Source organism: Streptomyces sp. NPDC032091 (assembly GCF_055580265.1).
This window is the reverse complement of sequence record NZ_JBVILR010000030.1, coordinates 43,960-63,050: the sequence shown is the minus strand read 5'-3', so window position 1 is coordinate 63,050 and position 19,091 is coordinate 43,960. Positions and strand designations below refer to the sequence as shown.

Here is a 19,091-nt window from a genome sequence, read left to right as displayed (position 1 = left end):
CTCCTGTGTTCGGCGGCTCGCTCAGACGTCCGTGCCGATGGCCGCGAACGCCGCCTCGATGAGGTCCAGGCCCTCGTTCAGCAGCTCGTCGCTGATGACCAGCGGCGGCAGGAAGCGGAGCACGTTGCCGTAGGTGCCGCAGGTGAGGACGAGCAGGCCCTCGGCGTGGCAGGCCTTGGCGAGCGCGCCGGCCGCCTCCGGGAACGGGGTCTTGGACGCCGGGTCCTTGACGAGCTCGATCGCGATCATGGCGCCGCGGCCGCGGATGTCGCCGATGATGTCGTACTTCTCCTGCATGGCGGAGAGGCGGGACTTCATGAGGGACTCGATGTTCTTCGCCTTGGCGTTGAGGTCGAGCTCCTTCATGGTCTCGATGGAGCCGAGCGCACCGGCGCACGCCACCGGGTTGCCGCCGTAGGTGCCGCCCAGGCCGCCCGCGTGAGCGGCGTCCATGATCTCGGCGCGGCCCGTCACGGCGGCGAGCGGCAGACCGCCCGCGATGCCCTTGGCGGTGGTGATCAGGTCCGGGACGATGCCCTCGTCCTCGCACGCGAACCACTGGCCGGTGCGGCAGAAGCCGGACTGGATCTCGTCGGCGACGAAGACGATGCCGTTCTCGTTGGCGAACTTCACGATCGCCGGCAGGAAGCCCTTGGCCGGCTCGATGAAGCCGCCCTCGCCGAGGACCGGCTCGATGATGATCGCGGCGACGTTCTCGGCGCCGATCTGCTTGGTGATCTGGTCGATCGCCTGGGCGGCGGCCTCGGGGCCGCAGTTCTCGGCACCGGTGGGCCAGCGGTAGCCGTAGGCGACCGGGACGCGGTAGACCTCGGGGGCGAACGGACCGAAGCCGTGCTTGTACGGCATGTTCTTCGCCGTCAGCGCCATCGTGAGGTTGGTGCGGCCGTGGTAGCCGTGGTCGAAGACGACGACGGCCTGGCGCTTGGTGTACGCACGGGCGATCTTGACGGCGTTCTCGACGGCCTCGGCGCCCGAGTTGAACAGGGCCGACTTCTTGGCGTGGGTGCCCGGGGTCAGCTCGGCGAGGGCCTCGCAGACCTCGACGTAGCCCTCGTAGGGGGTGACCATGAAGCAGGTGTGGGTGAAGTCGGCGAGCTGCGCGGAGGCGCGGCGCACGACGGCCTCGGCGGAGGCGCCCACGGAGGTCACGGCGATGCCGGAGCCGAAGTCGATCAGGCGGTTGCCGTCGACGTCCTCGATGATGCCGCCGCCCGCGCGCGCCGTGAAGACGGGGAGCACGGAGCCCACGCCGCCGGCCACCGTCGAAAGGCGGCGGGCCTGAAGCTCCTGCGACTTGGGGCCGGGGATCGCGGTGACGATGCGGCGCTCCTGCGGGACAGCGGTCATAGAGGGCTCCCTGGGGGGTGTTTTCGGACGCACTTGTGTCTTTGTCCGCAGGCTAGGCCCGGGGGAGGGGGTAAGGCATGCTCCGTTAGGGAGTGGTGTCCGCGTGTCCTTGTCCGTGACGGCCATAGGAAGGATGCGGCGCGTGGCCCGTCGAACCCGCCCGGGTGCGGGCCCAAGTGGCGGGCCGGGCACTAGATTGAGCGCCGCGGCGTTACAGGGAACGGCATGGCACGGCAGGGGGCAGGGGTTCATGGACAGCGAGGGCACCTACGACGGACAGGCGACCCGCGCGGGGCAGGTCCCCCGCCCGTCCCCACCCGCCCCGGCCCCGCCGAAACCCCGCCACGCGCCGACGGCGGGCGCCGGCGCCCCGCTCGCGGACTGGCTCCGCACGGCGCGGCCGGAGGCCGAACCGGGGGTGTGGCGGTTCGGGTACGTACCGCGCAAGGGGGGCGCGGCGGATCCGGCGGGGGACCGGTCCCTGTTGAGTGGGGCGGTCATTTCGTTCCTCGCCTGCGTGCTGGCGTGGTCCCTGCTGACCAACGGCTACATCCCCTACATCGAGGTCCCACTCAAGCTCTTCACCCCCCGGGACTGGTGGGCACTGGGCGGTGGGGCCGTAGACCACCGGGGGCAGGCCGCCCAGCAGGTGTACGAGCTGCTTCTGACAGGCGGGCTGGTGGCGTGGTTCAGCCGCCTCGGTGCCTGGAGGACGGCTTTCGACCGGCTCGTCGCCGCCCGTGGGGCACGGGCCCGCAGGACGGGCGCCGTGGCCGGCGCCCTGCTGGTGGCGCTGCTCATCTGGACCAATACCGTTCCCGCGGATGCCCTCTTCTTCGAGCACCTGCCGTGGGGAGACATGCCGCCGGTGATGGGGCTGGTGGTCAGCCTGCTGCTGAACGTCCTGCTCTACGGCTCCGTCGCCGTCTACTTCGCCCGCGTCGGCGGGTGGTGGGGGGCCCCAGGGCCGGAGCGGACCGTGCCGTCAGGAGCCGGGGTCGCAGCAAAGGCGACGGGACCCGGTCACTCGGCGCCGCACCCGGTCGAGCCCGGTTCGAGCGCCGACCCCGCCTCCTGGCCCGAGTTGCGGGATGCCGGGCTCGGGGAGGTGGCCGAGCGGCTCGGGGGGGAGGTGCGGGGCGGGCGGATGAACGACGTGGACTACGCGCGGATCCGCCGGGCCTGGGAGTCCGTGCGGGCCGACCCCACCCGGCTGTCGGCCTTCGCCGACGCCGTCCGCGCCAAGGGCGCCGCCGCCTGCGTCCACCCCTCCGGCGACCGCGACCTCCCCGTCCGCGCCGCCCGGCACGACCTGCTGGCCCGCCAGGTGCTCCTCGGCACCGTCGAGGACGGCGAGCGCAACCCCTACGCCCGCCGCGGCACCGGCCTCGCCCTCGGCCCCGACGTGCTCGGGACCTCCCTGCTCGCCGTCGGCCCCTCCGGCAGCGGGAAGACCGCCCGCCTCGTGCGGCCCGTCGTCGAGTCCCTCGCGCTCCAGGCGCTGGCCGGGCAGGCCGCCGTCATCGCCGTCGGCGCGGCCGGCTCCCGGCTCGGCCCCGACGAGGCCTACGACATCGTGGTCCGCGTCGGCGACCCCGACTCCGTCCACGACCTCGACCTCTACGGTGGCACCGGCGACTGCGACGAGGCCGCCGCCCTGCTCGCCGAGGCCCTCGTCGCCGACGTCCCCGGCGCCGACGTCCGCCGCGCCGCCACCGCCCTCGCCCAGCTGCTCGGCCCCTTCCGCGCGGCGCACGGCCGCTTCCCCTCCGTCCCCGAGCTGCGCGAGCTCCTCGACGGGGTGCCCACCGCCGTCACCTCCCTGCGCCAGGCCCTGGAGGGGGCCGGGCAGCAGGCGATGCTCCGCGAGCTCGCCGCGCGCGAGCGCCAGTACGGGGCCCACGGCGACCCCGGCCCGGCCCTCGCCGACCGGATCGCCCTGCTCGACCGGCCCGCCTTCGCCGGCTTCTTCGACACCACCGGCCGCGGCCGGCCCTTCTCGCTGCGTGCCCTCGAACACCCCGTCCGGGTCCGCGTGGACCTGCCCGAACGCGGGCACGCCGACGCCTCACGGATGCTGGCCCGGCTGCTGCTCGCCCAGTTCAACGCCTCCGCCGCCGCCCGCGCCGACCGCTCGCTGTTCGCCTTCCTCGCCCTCGACGACGCCTCGCACACCCTGACCCCGGAGACCGTCCGCGGGCTCCAGCGGCTGCGCTCGGCGAACGCCGGGGTGCTGCTCTCGCTCCGCTCGCTGGACGACGTCCCCGAGGCCCTGCGGACCCCGCTGCTCGGGGCCGTCGGCTGCCGGATGGCCTTCTCCGGGGTGACCACCTGGGACGGGCAGCGCTTCGCCGAGGCCTGGGGCACCGAGTGGGTCGAGACCCGCGACGTCACCCACCGCACCGTCTTCGCCGACCAGCCGCTGACCCGGGCCATCCACGCCTTCCGCAAGATGGTCACCGGCAAGGCGGTCACCACCGACGCGGTCACCGTCCGCCAGGTGGAGCGCGAGCGCTGGTCCGCGTCCGAGCTGGCGCACGCCGTGCCGCCCGGCTGCGCGGTCCTCTCCCTCACCTCCGTCCGAGGGGAACGAGCAGCTCCGCTTCTGCTCCGGCTGGGCGGAACGGGCTGAGGGAACCCGTACGGGGTGGCAGAATCGAGAGGGGTCGTTCATACGGCGTGGAGCAATCTCCGGACCGCGGGACCCCAGGATCGAGAACACCCCGCCCGCCGCTCCCCGCCCTCCCCCTAAGGCCTCTGGTACCCGATGCCGCTCACCCTCGCCTCGCTCGTCCAGCACTCGGCCCTCAAGCTCAGCGTCCGGGCGGGGGAGGGCCGCCTAGACACCCCCGTCCGCTGGGCCCACGTCAGTGAGCTCGCCGACCCCGTCCCCTACATGGAGGGCGGCGAGCTGCTGCTCGTCACCGCCATGAAGCTGGACGCCGAGGACCCCGAGGAGATGCGGCGCTACGTGCGGCGCCTCGCGGCCGCCGGGGTCGTCGGCATCGGCTTCGCCGTCGGGGTGAACTACGAGGCCGTCCCCGAGGCGCTGGTCCAGGCCGCCCGGGAGGAGGACCTGCCGCTGCTGGAGGTGCCCCGGCGCACCCCGTTCCTCGCCATCAGCAAGGCCGTCTCGGCGGCCCTCGCGGCCGACCAGTACCGGGCCGTGACCGCCGGCTTCGAGGCGCAGCGCGAGCTGACCCGGGCCGCGCTCTCCTCCGACGGCCCCGGCGACCTGCTGGCGAAGCTCGCCGCCCACGTGCACGGCTGGGCCGCGCTGTACGACACCTCCGGCGCCGTCGTCGCCGCCGCCCCCGACTGGGCCGCGCGGCGGGCCGCCCGGCTGACCCCCGACGTGGAGCGGCTGCGCGAGCGGCCGGCGCCGGCGAGCGCGGTGGTGGGCGGGGCCGAGGACCGGGTCGAGCTCCAGTCCCTCGGCACCGGGCGGCGGGCCCGCGGCGCGCTCGCCGTGGGCACCGCCGCCCCGCTGGGCACCGCCGAGCGGTACGCGGTGCACTCCGCCGTCGCCCTGCTGACCCTGACCACCGAGCGCTCCCGGTCGCTGCACGACGCGGAGTCCCGGCTGGGCGCGGCGGTGCTGCGGATGCTGCTGGAGGGGGAGCCCGGGCACGCGCGGGCGGTGGCCGGGGACCTGTACGGGGCGCTGCTGGAGGCGCCGTTCCGCATCGTCGTCGCCGAGCCGGCGCTGCCGGGGACGGCCCAGCCGGAGGGGCTGGCGCTGCTGGCCGACGCCGTGGAGTCGGCGGCCTCGCGGACCGGGGAGGCGCTGCTGGTGGTGCCGGAGCCCGGACGGCTGGTGGTGCTCGCCGCCGACGGGGGAGCGGCGGTGCAGGCCTGCGCGGACCACGCCGAGGCGCTGGAGTCCCGGCGCGGGCGCGAGACGGCCGGGCCGGAGCCGGACGAGCTGGTGGTGGGGCTCTCGGCCCCGGCCGGGCCGGAGGGCGTGGCCGCCGCCTTCAAGCAGGCCGACCAGGCGCTGGCCGTGGCCCGGCGGCGCGGGCGGCCGCTGGTCGAGCACGAGGACCTCGCGGCGGGGTCGGTGCTGCCGCTGCTGGCCGACGAGGCGGTACGGGCCTTCGCGGAGGGCACGCTGCGGGCCCTCCGGGACCACGACGCGACCGGGCGGGGGGACCTGGTGGCCTCCCTCCAGGCGTGGCTGGCCCGGCACGGGCAGTGGGACGCGGCCGCCGCCGACCTCGGTGTCCACCGGCACACCCTGCGCTACCGGATGAAGCGGGTCGAGGAGATCCTCGGGCGCTCCCTGGACGACCCGGACGTCCGCATGGAACTGTGGCTCGCCCTCAAGACCAGCCCGTCCCACCGCTGACCCGCCCCGCTGACCCGCCCCGCGCAGCGGCCCGCCCCCGTGAGGCCGGATCGGCAGCGGGGTGACAGTGACAAAGCGGCGCGGCTTCGCCGGGAGGTTCTCCAACGCGGATAAACCGCGAAGCACCCCCGGCGTCCTACCTTGGTGGAGACAAGACCACCGCACACACCGAAGGGCCGGGATTCGCATGACTTCCACCCACGCCTTCTGGCTCGCCGGCCGCCAGGCCACCGGCGAGGACAGCTTCGACGTCCACAACCCGTGGGACGGCCGGCTCGTCGGCACCGTCAGCGTGCCCACCGACGCCCAGGTGGAAGAGGCCGTGGCCGCGGCGTACGCCGTGACGGCGGAGTTCTCCGCGACCCCCGCCCACGTACGGGCCGCCGCCTTGGACCACGTGTCCAAGCGGCTCAGCGAGCGCACCGAGGAGATCGCCCAGCTGATCTCCGCCGAGAACGGCAAGCCGATCAAGTGGGCGCGCGGCGAGGTCGGCCGTGCGGTGTCCGTGTTCCGCTTCGCCGCCGAAGAGGCCCGCCGCTTCAACGGCGGAGACGCCCAGCGCCTGGACACCGACGCCGGTGGCGTCGGCCGCCTGGCCCTGACCCGCCGCTTCGTCAAGGGCCCGGTCCTCGGCATCGCGCCGTTCAACTTCCCGCTGAACCTGTGCGCCCACAAGGTGGCCCCCGCCATCGCCGTCGGCGCGCCGATCATCCTGAAGCCGGCCCCGGCCACCCCGCTCTCCGGTCTGATCCTCGGCGAGCTGCTCGCCGAGACCGACCTCCCGGCCGGCTCCTGGTCGGTCCTGCCGGTCGCCAACGACAAGATGCCGGCCCTGGTCAAGGACGACCGCCTCCCGGTCATCTCCTTCACCGGCTCCGACACCGTCGGCTACGCCATCCAGCAGTCGGTGCCCCACAAGCACTGCACGCTGGAGCTCGGCGGCAACGCCGCGGCCGTGGTCCTCGCCGACTGGTCCTCCGACGCCGACCTCGACTGGGCCGCGACCCGTATCGCGACCTTCTCGAACTACCAGGCCGGCCAGTCCTGCATCTCCGTGCAGCGCGTGATCGCCGACGCCTCCGTCTACGACCGCCTCGTCGAGAAGGTCGTCGCGAAGGTCCAGGCCCAGGTCACCGGCGACCCCGCGGACGACGCCACCGACGTCGGCCCGCTGGTCTCCGAGGACGCCGCCAAGCGCGTCGAGTCCTGGGTGGACGAGGCCGTCTCCGCCGGCGCCAAGCTGCTCACCGGCGGCAGGCGCGACGGCGCCACCGTCGAGCCGACCGTCCTCGCCGAGGTCCCGGCCGGCGTCAAGCTGGCCACCGAGGAGGTCTTCGGCCCGGTCCTGACCATCACCCGGGTCGAGAACACCGACGAGGCCTTCGCCGCCGTCAACGACTCGAAGTTCGGCCTGCAGACCGGCGTCTTCACCCGCGACGTCCAGGTCGCCTTCCGCGCCCACCGCGAGCTGGAGGTCGGCGGCGTGATCATCGGCGACGCCCCCTCCTACCGGGCCGACCAGATGCCGTACGGCGGCGTCAAGCAGTCCGGCGTGGGCCGCGAGGGCGTCCGCTACGCGATGGACGACTACACGTACGAGCGCGTCCTGGTCCTCACGGGCCTCGACATCTGACCGACTCGTACGGTCACAGACCGACGGCCGGGCCTACTGTGCGGGGGCCCGGCCGTCCCCCTTTTGCCGCGCCCCCCGAATCCCCGGCGCCCGAAACGGGTACGACTCACAGGCAACCGATCGGCAGCCCCCGATGCGGCGAGGTGAGGACCCGGATGTCGGCAACACAGCCCGTACAGCCCAAGGTGACCGAGCGCGAGGCACGGCAGGTCGCGGAAGCGGCCCGGGAACAGGACTGGCGCAAACCCAGCTTCGCCAAGGAGCTCTTCCTCGGCCGCTTCCGCCTCGACCTGATCCACCCCCACCCGCTCCCCGCCGACGAGGACGTCCGGCGCGGCGAGGCCTTCCTCGCCCGGCTGCGGGTGTTCTGCGAGAACGAGATCGACGGGCAGCGCATCGAGCGCGAGGCCCGCATCCCCGACGAGACCGTGCGCGGGCTCAAGGAGCTCGGCGCCCTCGGCATGAAGATCAGCCCCGAGTACGGGGGCCTGGGCCTGACCCAGGTGTACTACAACAAGGCGCTCGCCCTCGTCGGCTCCGTCAGCCCGGCCATCGGCGCCCTGCTCTCCGCCCACCAGTCCATCGGCGTGCCCCAGCCGCTGAAGATGTTCGGCACCAAGGAGCAGAAGGACGCCTACCTGCCCCGCTGCGCCACCACCGCGATCAGCGCCTTCCTGCTCACCGAGCCCGACGTCGGCTCCGACCCGGCGCGCCTGGCCACCACCGCCGTCCCGGACCCCGAGGACCCCGACTCCTACCTCCTCGACGGGGTGAAGCTGTGGACCACCAACGGGGTGGTCGCCGACCTGCTCGTGGTGATGGCCCGGGTGCCGAAGCGGGAGGGCCACCGGGGCGGGATCACCGCCTTCGTCGTCGAGGCCGACTCGCCGGGGATCACCGTCGAGCACCGCAACGCCTTCATGGGCCTGCGCGGCCTGGAGAACGGCGTCACCCGCTTCCACCGGGTCCGCGTCCCCGCCTCCCAGCGGATCGGCCCCGAGGGCGCCGGCCTCAAGATCGCGCTGACCACGCTCAACACCGGGCGGCTGTCCCTGCCCGCGATGTGCGTCGGCGCCGGCAAGTGGTGCCTGAAGATCGCCCGCGAGTGGTCCGGGGTCCGCGAGCAGTGGGGCCGCCCGGTCGCCCGGCACGAGGCCGTCGGCGCCAAGATCTCCTTCATCGCGGCCACCACCTTCGCCCTGGAGGCCGTGGTGGACCTCGCCTCCCAGATGGCCGACGAGGACCGCAACGACATCCGGATCGAGGCCGCCCTCGCCAAGCTCTACGGCTCGGAGATGGCCTGCCTGATGGCCGACGAGCTGGTCCAGATCCGCGGCGGCCGCGGCTTCGAGACCGCCGAGTCCCTCGCCGCCCGCGGCGAACGGGCCGTCCCCGCCGAGCAGCTCCTGCGCGACCTGCGCATCAACCGGATCTTCGAGGGCTCCACCGAGATCATGCACCTGCTGATCGCCCGCGAGGCCGTCGACGCCCACCTCTCCGTCGCGGGCGATCTCATCGACCCCGACAAGGACCTCGGCGACAAGGCCAAGGCGGGCGCCCGCGCGGCCGGCTTCTACGCCCGCTGGCTGCCCAAACTCGCCGCCGGCCCCGGCCAGCTGCCCGGTACCTACCGCGAGTTCCACCCGGCCGGCCACCCCGACCTCGCCACCCACCTGCGCTACGTCGAGCGCGGCGCCCGCAAACTCGCCCGCGCGATGTTCATGGCCATGGCCCGCTGGCAGGGCCGCATGGAGACCAAACAGGGCTTCCTCGGGCGGATCGTCGACATCGGCGCCGAGCTCTTCGCGATGAGCGCGGCCTGCGTGCGCGCCGAGCACATGCGCGCCACCGGCGACCACGGCCGCGAGGCGTACCAGCTCGCCGACGCCTTCTGCCGCCAGTCCCGGCTGCGCGTCGAGGAGCTCTTCGGGCGGCTGTGGGCCAACACCGACGACCTGGACCACAAGGTCGTCCAGGGCGTCCTCTCCGGCACCTACACCTGGCTGGAGGAGGGCGTCCTCGACCCCTCCGGCGACGGCCCCTGGATCGCCGACGCCTCCCCCGGCCCGTCCACGAGGAAAAACGTTCACCGTCCGCTGCGCTGACCTGCCATCATCGGCAGTGTTCGGACAGATGTGCGGGCAAGGGGCGAGCGCGAGGCGGACGAGGACGATGCCGACGGCCGACGAGGACCGGGCCAGCCGGGCGCTGGCCCGGTGCGTGGCGCACCTGCTGCGCCACGCACCGCACCACGTCGTCGCCGCCCTCCTCGACCGCCTCGACCCGCCCGTCCGCACCTACCTGTGCCGCGACCAGTGGCTGCCCGCCGCGGCCGTCACCCTGCTGCTGCGCCACGGCACCGACGCCGACCGCCACTACGTCGCCCGCAACCCCCACGTCGTCGGCCGCCCCCTGCCCGGCCTGCCCGGCCCCGCCAGCTACGCCGCCCGGCCCGGCCCCTCGCCCGAACTGCTGGCCGCGGTGGGCCCCGGCCCCTTCACCACCGGCGAGCTGACCGCCCTGCTGCGCCGCCACGCCCGCCGCCCCCGCGTCCCGCTCACCCTGCTGCGCATGCCGCACCACCTCGACCCGGAGCAGCTGCTGCGGGAACACGCCCGCGACCCCCTGCCGCCCGGCGCCGTCGAGGCGCTGCTGTTGGCCGGCGCCCTCACCCGGACGGAGTGCCTCGCCCTGCTCGACGCGCGCGCGGGGCGGCCGTACGGGCGCCACTGGCACCGGCCCGCCGTCCGCGCCGTCCGCATGGGCCTGCTGACCTGCGACGAGCTCGTCACCCACGTGGCCCCGGCCGCCCACACCCTGCTCCTGGGGCACCTGCCCGTCACCCGCGGCCTGCGCTGGACCCTGCCCGAGCAGGCCGAGATGCAGTCCGCCGTGCACCGCGCCCTGCGCGCCCCGCTCGGCGAGGACCCCCGGCTGTGGGCCGAGCTGCCCCGCCGCGCCGCCGGCTTCCCCGGCACCCTGCCCGACCTGGCGGACGCGCTCGCCGCGGGCGCCCCGGCCGCGCCCGGCGCCGTACGGCACGACCCGGCCCTGGCCCGCGCCGTACGCCACCTCGCCCCGGAGACCGCCCCCGCCGATCCGGCCGGAGCCTGGGAGCGCGAGCTGGCCCTGGTGAGCCTCGCCGTACCGATGGACACCGCCGCCGAGGACGTCCGCTGGGTCCGCGACTGCCTGGACCGCTCCCTGCTCACCGGCGCCGACGTCGTCCGGCACAAGGTCCCCGCCTGCTGGGCCCTCGACGAGGACCAGTGGCTCGGCTACATCGGCCACCCCGACCGCCACGACCGGCCCGCCGCCGTGCTCGCCGCCCGCGCCGAGGCCGACCGGCTCTTCGCCGCGGCCCTCGGCGACGACGCGGAGGCCTGGTGGCGCGCGGCCCGCGCCCTGCCCGACTTCGCCGGCACCCTCCCCGAACTCCTCGCCCGGGTCACGGACGGGGACTCCGTGTCCAAGCGCCCCTGAGGAGCGGCAACAATGGGGGGCATGAGCGACAGTCCAGCCCCCCTCGCCGACCCGCACCTCCTCTTCGACGCCGCGGCCGGCCGCCGGGACATCGTCATCCTCGGGTCCACCGGGTCCATCGGCACCCAGGCCATCGACCTCGCCCTGCGCAACCCGGACCGCTTCCGGGTCACCGCCCTGTCCGCCGCGGGCGGCCGCACCGGCCTGCTGGCGGAGCAGGCCCGCACGCTGCGGGTGAAGACCGTGGCCGTCGCCCGCGAGGACGCCGTACCGGCCCTGAAGGAGGCGCTGAGCGCCGCGTACGGGCCCTCCGAGCCGCTGCCCGAGATCCTCGCCGGGCCCGACGCCGCGGCCGACCTCGCCGCCTCGCCCTGCCACACCGTCCTCAACGGCATCACCGGCTCCATCGGCCTGGCGCCCACGCTCGCCGCGCTCCGCGCCGGCCGGACCCTCGCCCTGGCCAACAAGGAGTCGCTGATCGTCGGCGGCCCGCTGGTCAAGGCCCTGGCCGCGCCGGGCCAGATCATCCCCGTGGACTCCGAGCACGCGGCCCTCTTCCAGGCCCTCGCCGCCGGCACCCGCGCCGACGTCCGCAAGCTGGTCGTCACCGCCTCCGGCGGCCCCTTCCGCGGCCGCACCCGCGCGCAGCTGGCGGAGGTCACCGTCCAGGACGCCCTCGCGCACCCGACCTGGGCCATGGGCCCGGTGATCACGGTCAACTCGGCGACGCTGGTCAACAAGGGGCTGGAGGTCATCGAGGCGCACCTGCTCTACGACATCCCCTTCGAGCGCATCGAGGTCGTCGTCCACCCCCAGTCGTACGTGCACTCCATGGTCGAGTTCTCGGACGGCTCCACCCTCGCCCAGGCCACCCCGCCGGACATGCGCGGCCCCATCGCGATCGGCCTCGGATGGCCCCAGCGGGTCCCCGACGCGGCCCCCGCCTTCGACTGGACCAAGGCCTCCACCTGGGAGTTCTTCCCCCTGGACACCGAGGCCTTCCCCTCCGTCGGCCTCGCCCGGCACGTGGGCACCCTGGGCGGCACCGCCCCCGCCGTCTTCAACGCCGCGAACGAGGAGTGCGTCGAGGCCTTCCTCGCCGGCCGGCTGCCGTTCACAGCAATCATGGATACGGTCTCCGCAGTGGTCGATGAGCACGGGACGCCGCGGACGGGAACTTCCCTCACCGTCCAGGACGTCCTCGAAGCGGAGACCTGGGCCAGGGCCCGGGCACGGGAGATGGCGGCGCGGGCCGCCGTGGAGGCGGGCGCATGACGGCTTTGATGACGGTACTCGGGGTCGTGCTCTTCGCGTTCGGCCTGCTGGTCTCCATCGCCTGGCACGAGCTCGGCCACCTCTCCACGGCCAAGCTGTTCGGCATCCGGGTGCCGCAGTACATGGTCGGCTTCGGGCCGACCGTCTGGTCGCGCAGGAAGGGCGAGACCGAGTACGGCATCAAGGCCATCCCGATGGGCGGCTACATCCGCATGATCGGGATGTTCCCGCCCGGCGACGACGGCCGGGTCACCGCCCGCTCGACCTCGCCGTTCCGGTCGATGATCGAGGACGCCCGCTCGGCCGCGTACGAGGAGCTCCAGCCCGGCGACGAGAGCCGGCTCTTCTACACCCGACGGCCCTGGAAGCGCGTCATCGTGATGTTCGCCGGACCGTTCATGAACCTGGTCCTGGCCGTGGCGATCTTCCTCACCACCCTGATGACCTTCGGGCTGAACACCCAGACCACCGTCGTCAGCTCGGTCTCCGACTGCGTCATCCAGCAGAGCGAGAAGCGCGACAAGTGCGCCGCCGGCGACCCGGCCGCGCCGGCCAAGGCCGCCGGACTCCAGGCGCAGGACAAGATCGTCGCCTTCAACGGGCGCCCGGTCGACGACTGGTCCGTCCTCCAGAAGGACATCCGCGCCACCACCGGCCCCGCCACCATCACCGTCGAGCGGGCCGGCAAGCGCCTCGACCTGCACGCCAACCTGATCGAGAACAAGGTCGCCAAGACCGACGCCGCCGGCCGCTACGTCAAGGACCAGTACGTCACCGCCGGCTTCCTCGGCTTCGCCCCCGCCGTCGGCTACGTCCCGCAGACCTTCGGCCAGTCCGTGGAGCGCATGGGCGAGATGATGGAGGCCGGCGTCCAGTCCCTCGTCGACCTCCCCGGCAAGGTCCCGGACCTGTGGAACGCCGCCTTCAACGGGGCCGAGCGCAAGCAGGACAGCCCCATGGGCGTCGTCGGCGCCGCGCGCGTGAGCAGCCAGATCTTCAACCTCGACATCCCCGCCCAGTACCAGCTGGTGTTCTTCCTCAACCTGCTGGCCGGGTTCAACCTGTCGCTGTTCCTGTTCAACATGCTCCCGCTGCTCCCGCTCGACGGCGGCCACATCGCCGGCGCCCTGTGGGAGTCCGTCCGGCGCACCGTGGCCAAGGTCTTCCGGCGCGCCGACCCGGGCCCGTTCGACGTGGCGAAGCTGATGCCCGCCGCGTACGTGGTCGCGGGCGTCTTCGTCTGCTTCACCCTGCTGGTCCTCGTCGCGGACGTGGTCAACCCCATCAAGATCAACTAGCGGAACGGGCCGTACCGCCGCGCACTCCGGAGCCGGGCACCCACCGTGCCCGGCTCCCCGCGTTCGGGTGGCGCCGCCCCTCGGATGCGGGGAGCACGCGCGCATTGGCGTAACCTCAAAGGTCGGAGCCCGCCGATCTCGGGACCTCGATCCACACCTTGGGGTTGCACAGCAGATGACTGCCATCTCTCTCGGAATGCCGTCCGTGCCGACGAAGCTTGCCGACCGCCGGGTCAGCCGCAAGATCCAGGTCGGCTCCGTGGCCGTCGGAGGCGACGCACCCGTCTCGGTGCAGTCGATGACCACCACCCGGACCTCCGACATCGGCGCGACGCTCCAGCAGATCGCCGAGCTGACCGCCTCCGGCTGCCAGATCGTCCGCGTCGCCTGCCCCACGCAGGACGACGCCGACGCGCTCGCCGTGATCGCCAAGAAGTCGCAGATCCCGGTCATCGCCGACATCCACTTCCAGCCCAAGTACGTGTTCGCCGCGATCGACGCCGGCTGCGCCGCCGTCCGCGTCAACCCGGGCAACATCAAGCAGTTCGACGACAAGGTCAAGGAGATCGCGAAGGCCGCCGGCGACGCGGGCACCCCGATCCGCATCGGCGTCAACGCGGGCTCCCTCGACGCCCGGCTGCTCAAGAAGTACGGCAAGGCCACCCCCGAGGCGCTCGTCGAGTCCGCGCTCTGGGAGGCCTCCCTCTTCGAGGAGCACGACTTCCGCGACATCAAGATCTCGGTCAAGCACAACGACCCTGTCGTCATGGTCGAGGCCTACCGCCAGCTCGCCGCCCAGTGCGACTACCCGCTGCACCTCGGCGTCACCGAGGCCGGCCCCGCCTTCCAGGGCACCATCAAGTCCGCCGTGGCCTTCGGCGCCCTGCTCTCCCAGGGCATCGGCGACACCATCCGCGTCTCCCTCTCCGCGCCCCCGGCCGAGGAGATCAAGGTCGGCATCCAGATCCTGGAGTCGCTCAACCTCCGCCAGCGCCGCCTGGAGATCGTCTCCTGCCCCTCCTGCGGCCGCGCCCAGGTCGACGTCTACAAGCTGGCCGAGGAGGTCACGGCCGGCCTGGACGGCATGACCGTGCCGCTGCGCGTCGCCGTCATGGGCTGCGTCGTCAACGGCCCCGGCGAGGCCCGCGAGGCCGACCTCGGCGTCGCCTCCGGCAACGGCAAGGGCCAGATCTTCGTCAAGGGCGAGGTCATCAAGACCGTCCCCGAGTCCAAGATCGTGGAGACCCTCATCGAAGAGGCCCTGAAGATCGCCGAGCAGATGGAGAAGGACGGCGTCGCCTCCGGCGAGCCCAGCGTCGCCATCGGCGTCTGACCCGGGCCGCCCGGCCCGCACGACCGCGCCCCCGGCCCCCGTTCCCCCTCCCAGCAGGGGGAACGGGGGCCGGGGGCCTTTTCGTGACCTGAGCGACGCGGCATCCCCGCGCCCCGGCGGGTACAGTGCGGAGATCAGCAGACCTGCACGGTGAGGCCCCAGTGTTGACGCAGACCACCACCCGGGTCCTTGAACCCAGTGATCTGGACGCCGCGCTCGCCATCCTCGGACGCGAGCCGGTCGAGAACGCCTTCGTCACCTCCCGCGTGCAGGTCGCCGGACTCGACCCCTGGCGCCTGGGCGGCGAGATGTGGGGCTGGTACGCCGACGGCGAGCTCCGCTCCCTGTGCTACGCGGGCGCCAACCTGGTCCCCGTCTGCGCCGGCCCCGACGCCGTCCGCGCCTTCGCCGACCGGGCCCGCCGCACCGGCCGGCGCTGCTCCTCCATCGTCGGCCCCGCCGCCGCCACCCGGCTGCTGTGGCAGCTCCTGGAACCCAGCTGGGGCCCCGCCCGCGACGTCCGCTCCCACCAGCCGCTCATGGCCACGGAAACGCCCTCCGCAGAGATCGCGCCCGACCCGCTCGTCCGCCGGATCCGCAAGGACGAGATGGACCTGATCATGCCCGCCTGCGTGGCCATGTTCACCGAGGAGGTCGGCATCTCCCCCCTGGCCGGGGACGGCGGCCTGCTCTACCAGGCCCGGGTCGCCGAGCTCGTCGGCAGCGGGCGCTCCTTCGCCCGAGTGGAGAACGGCAAGGTCGTCTTCAAGGCCGAGATCGGCGCCGCCACCGCCCGGGCCTGCCAGATCCAGGGCGTCTGGGTGGCCCCCGAGTTCCGCGGCCGCGGGCACTCCGAGACCGGCATGGCGGCCGTGGTGGAGTTCGCGCTCAGGGACGTGGCCCCGGTGGTCAGCCTCTACGTCAACGACTTCAACACCGCCGCGCGGGCCGCCTACCGGCGGGTGGGGTTCCGCGAGGTGGGGGCCTTCATGAGCGTGCTGTTCTGACGTGGGGGAGGCGTGGGGCCCGGAGGCTGTGGCTACGCACGGGGCCGCGCGGCCGGATTCGTCCGTGAAGCCGTACCGGAGCGGCCCTACCCCGAAGTAAGGTCGGCCGCATGCTGCCTACCCCCGGGGGCGACGACCCCGCACGGCCCGCTGGACTGCGCATCGGGCACCTCGACCTCGCCGGCCGCGTGGACGAAGCCCTGCGCGTGCAGGCCGTGGCCTTCGGGCTCAGCGAGGAGGAGATCGGCATCCGGCGCTACATCGTCCAGCGCCACATGACCTGCCGTGGCGCCCGCGCCCTCGGCGCCTTCACCGACGACGGGGCCCTCGCCGGCTTCGTGTACGGGATGCCCAACGACCGGGCCCACTGGTGGTCCACCATCGTCGAACCCCACCTGCGGGCCACCGGCTCGGAGCACTGGCTCGACGACTCCTTCGTGATCACCGAACTGCACGTCCACCCCGGCTTCCAGGGCCGCGGCGTCGGCCGCGCCCTCATCACGCGGATCACCGACAGCGCCGCCGAGCCGCGCTCGATCCTCTCCGCCATCGACACCGACAGCCCGGCCCGCGGCCTCTACGCGGCCCTCGGCTACCGGGACCTGGCCCGCAAGGTCCAGTTCCCGAGCGCGAGCCTGCCGTACGCGGTCATGGGCGCGCCGCTGCCGCTGCTGCGGGGCTGAATTCGGTACCGGGGCCGCGGCCGTGCCGGATAGCCTCGCCGCATGTCGACGCAACACGTGCAGCGCATGTCCCGCCTCATGGCCAAGACCCTCCGCGAGGACCCGGCCGACGCCGAGACCCTCAGCCACCGGCTCCTCGTCCGCGCCGGTTACGTCCGGCGCAGCTCCGCCGGTGTGTGGACCTGGCTGCCGCTCGGCAAGAAGGTCCTCGACAGCGTCTCGCGCATCGTCCGCGAGGAGATGGACGCGATCGGCGCCCAGGAGGTGCTGCTGCCGGCGCTGCTGCCCAGGGAGCCGTACGAGGTCAGCGGCCGCTGGTCGGAGTACGGGGACCTGCTGTTCCGGCTCAAGGACCGCAAGGGCGCGGACTACCTGCTCGGACCCACCCACGAGGAGATCTTCACCCTCGTGGTCAAGGACCAGTGCACGTCCTACAAGGACCTGCCCGTGATGCTGTACCAGATCCAGACCAAGTACCGCGACGAGGCCCGGCCCCGGTCCGGGGTGCTGCGCGGGCGCGAGTTCCAGATGAAGGACTCGTATTCGTTCGACGTGACGGAGGAGGGGCTGGCCGAGTCCTACCGGCTCCACCGCGAGGCGTACGTACGGATCTTCGAGCGGCTCGGGCTCGACCACCGGATCGTGTCGGCCGTGTCGGGAGCGATGGGCGGCTCGGCGTCGGAGGAGTTCCTGGCGCCGGCCGCGGCGGGCGAGGACACGTTCGTGGACTGCCCGTCCTGTGACTACGCGGCGAACACGGAGGCGGTCGTCTTCGTCCCCGCCCCCGTGCCCGGTGCCGCGCACGGGGCCATGGAGGAGATTCCGACGCCGGACACGCCCACGATCGAGACCCTGGCCGCGCACCTGGGCGTGCCCGCTTCGGCGACGTTGAAGAACCTCCTGGTGAAGGTCGACGGCGAGATCACGGCGGTGGGCGTGCCGGGGGACCGGGAGGTCGACCTGGGCAAGCTCGGGGAGCACCTGGCCCCGGCGGTGGTGGAGCTGGTGACGGCCGAGGACTTCGCGGGGCGGCCCGATCTGGTGCGCGGCTACGTGGGCCCGCAGGGGCTGGAGAAGGTGCCCTACCTGGCCGACCCCCGGGTGGCACCGGGGACCGCCTGGGTGACCGGGGCCAACAAGGCCGACACGCACGCGCGGAACGTGGTCTGCGGGCGCGACTTCGAGGTGGACCGGTACCTGGACGTGGTCGTGGTGGAGCCCGGCGACCCCTGTCCGCGTTGCGGGGCGGGGCTGCGGCTGGACCGGGCGATCGAGATCGGGCACATCTTCCAGCTGGGGCGGAAGTACGCGGACGCCTTCGGGCTGGACGTCCTCGGCCCGCAGGGCAAGCCGGTGCGGGTCACGATGGGCTCGTACGGCATCGGCGTCTCCCGGGCGGTGGCGGCGCTGGCCGAGCAGACGGCCGACGAGCGCGGGCTGTGCTGGCCGGCGGAGGTGGCCCCGGCGGACGTCCACGTGGTGGCGGCCGGCAAGGCCGTCCCGCTGGCGCTGGCCGAGCGGGCCGCGGAGGCCCTGGCGGCCGCGGGGAAGCGGGTCCTGCTGGACGACCGGGCCGGGATCTCGCCGGGGGTCAAGCTCACGGACGCGGAGCTGATCGGCGTGCCGTGGATCCTGGTGGCGGGCCGCCGGGCCGCGGACGGCGTGGTCGAACTCCAGGACCGGCGGACGGGGGAGCGGGCGGAGCTGTCGCTGGAGGAGGCGCTGGGGCGGCTGGTGTAGGCGGCGGTGGCGGTGGCTAGCCCGCTGGGGGGTCGGGCGGCGGTGGGGCCGTCGGGAGGTCCGGCAGGGGCGGGGGAGCCCCGTCCCGGGGTGGCTCGGGGAGTCGGGCCGCTTCGTCCGGCGGGGCCGGAGGGGGCGGGGATTCCCCGGCAGGTGTCGCCCGTTCCAGGAAGCGGAGGAGTTCCACCGGGAAGGGGAGGACGAGGGTGGAGTTCTTCTCCGCCGCGACCGCGATCACCGTCTGGAGCAGCCGCAGCTGGAGCGCCGCCGGCTGGTCCGACATCACCGCCGCCGCTTCGGCCAGCTTGTGCGAGGCCTGGAGCTCCGCGTCCGCGTTGATCACGCGGGCGCGGCGCTCGCGGTCCGCCTCCGCCTGCCGCGCCATCGACCGCTTCATCGTCTCCGGGAGGGAGACGTCCTTGATCTCCACGCGGTCGATCTGGACGCCCCAGCCCATCGCCGGGCTGTCGATCATCAGCTCCAGGCCCTGGTTCAGCTTCTCGCGGTTGGACAGGAGGTCGTCCAGGTCGCTCTTGCCTATGATCGACCGCAGCGAGGTCTGGGCCATCTGCGAGACGGCGAAGCGGTAGTCCTCCACGGCGACGATCGCGCTCGCCGGGTCGACCACCTTGAAGTAGACGACGGCGTCCACGCGGACCGTGACATTGTCCCGGGTGATGCCCTCCTGCGCCGGGACGGGCAGGGTGACGATCTGGAGGTTCACCTTGTGCAGGCGGTCCGCCACCGGGAGGATCATCGTGAAGCCGGGCGGGCGGACCCCCTCGCGCAGCCGGCCGAAGCGGAAGACCACGCCCCGCTCGTACTGCTTCACCACGCGCGCGGCGGCGCCCAGGTAGACCGCGACAGCCGCGGCGGCGGCCATCCCCGCTGTCAGCAGTTCCTCGACCATGACGGCCCCCTGC

Annotated in this window: 12 protein-coding genes and 1 pseudogene; 11 read left to right on the top strand and 2 right to left on the bottom strand. The window is 73.6% G+C overall.

Annotated elements, in window-relative coordinates; genetic code table 11:
* Positions 1 to 21 precede the first annotated feature (21 nt).
* Positions 22 to 1,368, bottom strand: a complete 1,347-nt coding sequence (gene gabT / locus ACZ5NJ_RS33745) for a 4-aminobutyrate--2-oxoglutarate transaminase (RefSeq protein ID WP_468770057.1) — start codon at positions 1,366 to 1,368, stop codon at positions 22 to 24.
* A gap of 250 nt (positions 1,369 to 1,618) precedes the next feature.
* Here gabT and ACZ5NJ_RS33740 point away from each other — a divergent pair, with 250 nt between their 5' ends.
* The 11 genes from ACZ5NJ_RS33740 to ACZ5NJ_RS33690 all read left to right on the top strand — a co-directional run bounded on the left by ACZ5NJ_RS33740 (position 1,619) and on the right by ACZ5NJ_RS33690 (position 18,168).
* A complete protein-coding gene (locus ACZ5NJ_RS33740; protein ID WP_468770054.1) occupies positions 1,619 to 4,000 on the top strand; it encodes an ATP/GTP-binding protein in 2,382 nt (793 codons plus the stop codon).
* A gap of 135 nt (positions 4,001 to 4,135) precedes the next feature.
* Positions 4,136 to 5,716 (top strand): PucR family transcriptional regulator, encoded by a 1,581-nt coding sequence (locus ACZ5NJ_RS33735; RefSeq protein WP_468770052.1) that lies wholly within the window; start codon positions 4,136 to 4,138, stop codon positions 5,714 to 5,716.
* A gap of 187 nt (positions 5,717 to 5,903) precedes the next feature.
* Positions 5,904 to 7,349 carry an aldehyde dehydrogenase family protein gene (locus tag ACZ5NJ_RS33730; protein ID WP_468770050.1) on the top strand — a complete coding sequence of 482 codons (1,446 nt, stop codon included), beginning with the start codon at positions 5,904 to 5,906 and terminating at the stop codon, positions 7,347 to 7,349.
* 155 nt (positions 7,350 to 7,504) lie between these two features.
* Positions 7,505 to 9,454 carry an acyl-CoA dehydrogenase family protein gene (locus ACZ5NJ_RS33725; RefSeq protein WP_468770048.1) on the top strand — a complete coding sequence of 650 codons (1,950 nt, stop codon included), beginning with the start codon at positions 7,505 to 7,507 and terminating at the stop codon, positions 9,452 to 9,454.
* A 67-nt stretch (positions 9,455 to 9,521) separates the two neighbouring features.
* Positions 9,522 to 10,832, top strand: coding sequence for a hypothetical protein (locus tag ACZ5NJ_RS33720; protein WP_468770046.1), 1,311 nt, complete (start codon positions 9,522 to 9,524; stop codon positions 10,830 to 10,832).
* Between the two features lie 21 nt (positions 10,833 to 10,853).
* On the top strand, positions 10,854 to 12,107 hold the full coding sequence (gene dxr / locus ACZ5NJ_RS33715; protein ID WP_468770044.1) for a 1-deoxy-D-xylulose-5-phosphate reductoisomerase: 1,254 nt from the start codon (positions 10,854 to 10,856) through the stop codon (positions 12,105 to 12,107).
* Complete coding sequence (locus tag ACZ5NJ_RS33710; RefSeq protein WP_468770042.1) at positions 12,104 to 13,405, top strand: M50 family metallopeptidase; 1,302 nt, start codon at positions 12,104 to 12,106, stop codon at positions 13,403 to 13,405. The genes dxr and ACZ5NJ_RS33710 overlap by 4 nt, the downstream gene beginning before the upstream one ends.
* A 175-nt stretch (positions 13,406 to 13,580) precedes the next feature.
* Entirely contained in the window at positions 13,581 to 14,738 is a 1,158-nt protein-coding gene (gene ispG / locus ACZ5NJ_RS33705; RefSeq protein ID WP_045947680.1) for a flavodoxin-dependent (E)-4-hydroxy-3-methylbut-2-enyl-diphosphate synthase, read from the top strand.
* A 161-nt stretch (positions 14,739 to 14,899) separates the two neighbouring features.
* Entirely contained in the window at positions 14,900 to 15,745 is an 846-nt protein-coding gene (locus tag ACZ5NJ_RS33700; RefSeq protein ID WP_468770040.1) for a GNAT family N-acetyltransferase, read from the top strand.
* 110 nt (positions 15,746 to 15,855) lie between these two features.
* Positions 15,856 to 16,428 carry a GNAT family N-acetyltransferase gene (locus ACZ5NJ_RS33695; protein WP_468770038.1) on the top strand — a complete coding sequence of 191 codons (573 nt, stop codon included), beginning with the start codon at positions 15,856 to 15,858 and terminating at the stop codon, positions 16,426 to 16,428.
* Between the two features lie 42 nt (positions 16,429 to 16,470).
* Positions 16,471 to 18,168: a proline--tRNA ligase gene (locus ACZ5NJ_RS33690; RefSeq protein WP_468770036.1), complete on the top strand. Its 1,698-nt coding sequence runs from the start codon at positions 16,471 to 16,473 to the stop codon at positions 18,166 to 18,168.
* A gap of 19 nt (positions 18,169 to 18,187) precedes the next feature.
* Here the strand turns inward: ACZ5NJ_RS33690 and ACZ5NJ_RS33685 are convergent.
* Positions 18,188 to 19,078 (bottom strand): annotated as a pseudogene (locus tag ACZ5NJ_RS33685) (slipin family protein); the annotation flags it as partial.
* Positions 19,079 to 19,091 lie beyond the last annotated feature (13 nt).

Excerpts from the sequence above, each read along its gene's own strand:
- gabT (WP_468770057.1), bottom strand. The coding sequence starts at position 1,368 with ATGACCGCTGTCCCGCAGGAGCGCCGCATCGTCACCGCGATCCCCGGC.
- ACZ5NJ_RS33740 (WP_468770054.1), top strand. The coding sequence starts at position 1,619 with ATGGACAGCGAGGGCACCTACGACGGACAGGCGACCCGCGCGGGGCAG.
- ACZ5NJ_RS33735 (WP_468770052.1), top strand. The coding sequence starts at position 4,136 with ATGCCGCTCACCCTCGCCTCGCTCGTCCAGCACTCGGCCCTCAAGCTC.
- ACZ5NJ_RS33730 (WP_468770050.1), top strand. The coding sequence starts at position 5,904 with ATGACTTCCACCCACGCCTTCTGGCTCGCCGGCCGCCAGGCCACCGGC.
- ACZ5NJ_RS33725 (WP_468770048.1), top strand. The coding sequence starts at position 7,505 with ATGTCGGCAACACAGCCCGTACAGCCCAAGGTGACCGAGCGCGAGGCA.
- ACZ5NJ_RS33720 (WP_468770046.1), top strand. The coding sequence starts at position 9,522 with ATGCCGACGGCCGACGAGGACCGGGCCAGCCGGGCGCTGGCCCGGTGC.
- dxr (WP_468770044.1), top strand. The coding sequence starts at position 10,854 with ATGAGCGACAGTCCAGCCCCCCTCGCCGACCCGCACCTCCTCTTCGAC.
- ACZ5NJ_RS33710 (WP_468770042.1), top strand. The coding sequence starts at position 12,104 with ATGACGGCTTTGATGACGGTACTCGGGGTCGTGCTCTTCGCGTTCGGC.
- ispG (WP_045947680.1), top strand. The coding sequence starts at position 13,581 with ATGACTGCCATCTCTCTCGGAATGCCGTCCGTGCCGACGAAGCTTGCC.
- ACZ5NJ_RS33695 (WP_468770038.1), top strand. The coding sequence starts at position 15,856 with ATGCTGCCTACCCCCGGGGGCGACGACCCCGCACGGCCCGCTGGACTG.
- ACZ5NJ_RS33690 (WP_468770036.1), top strand. The coding sequence starts at position 16,471 with ATGTCGACGCAACACGTGCAGCGCATGTCCCGCCTCATGGCCAAGACC.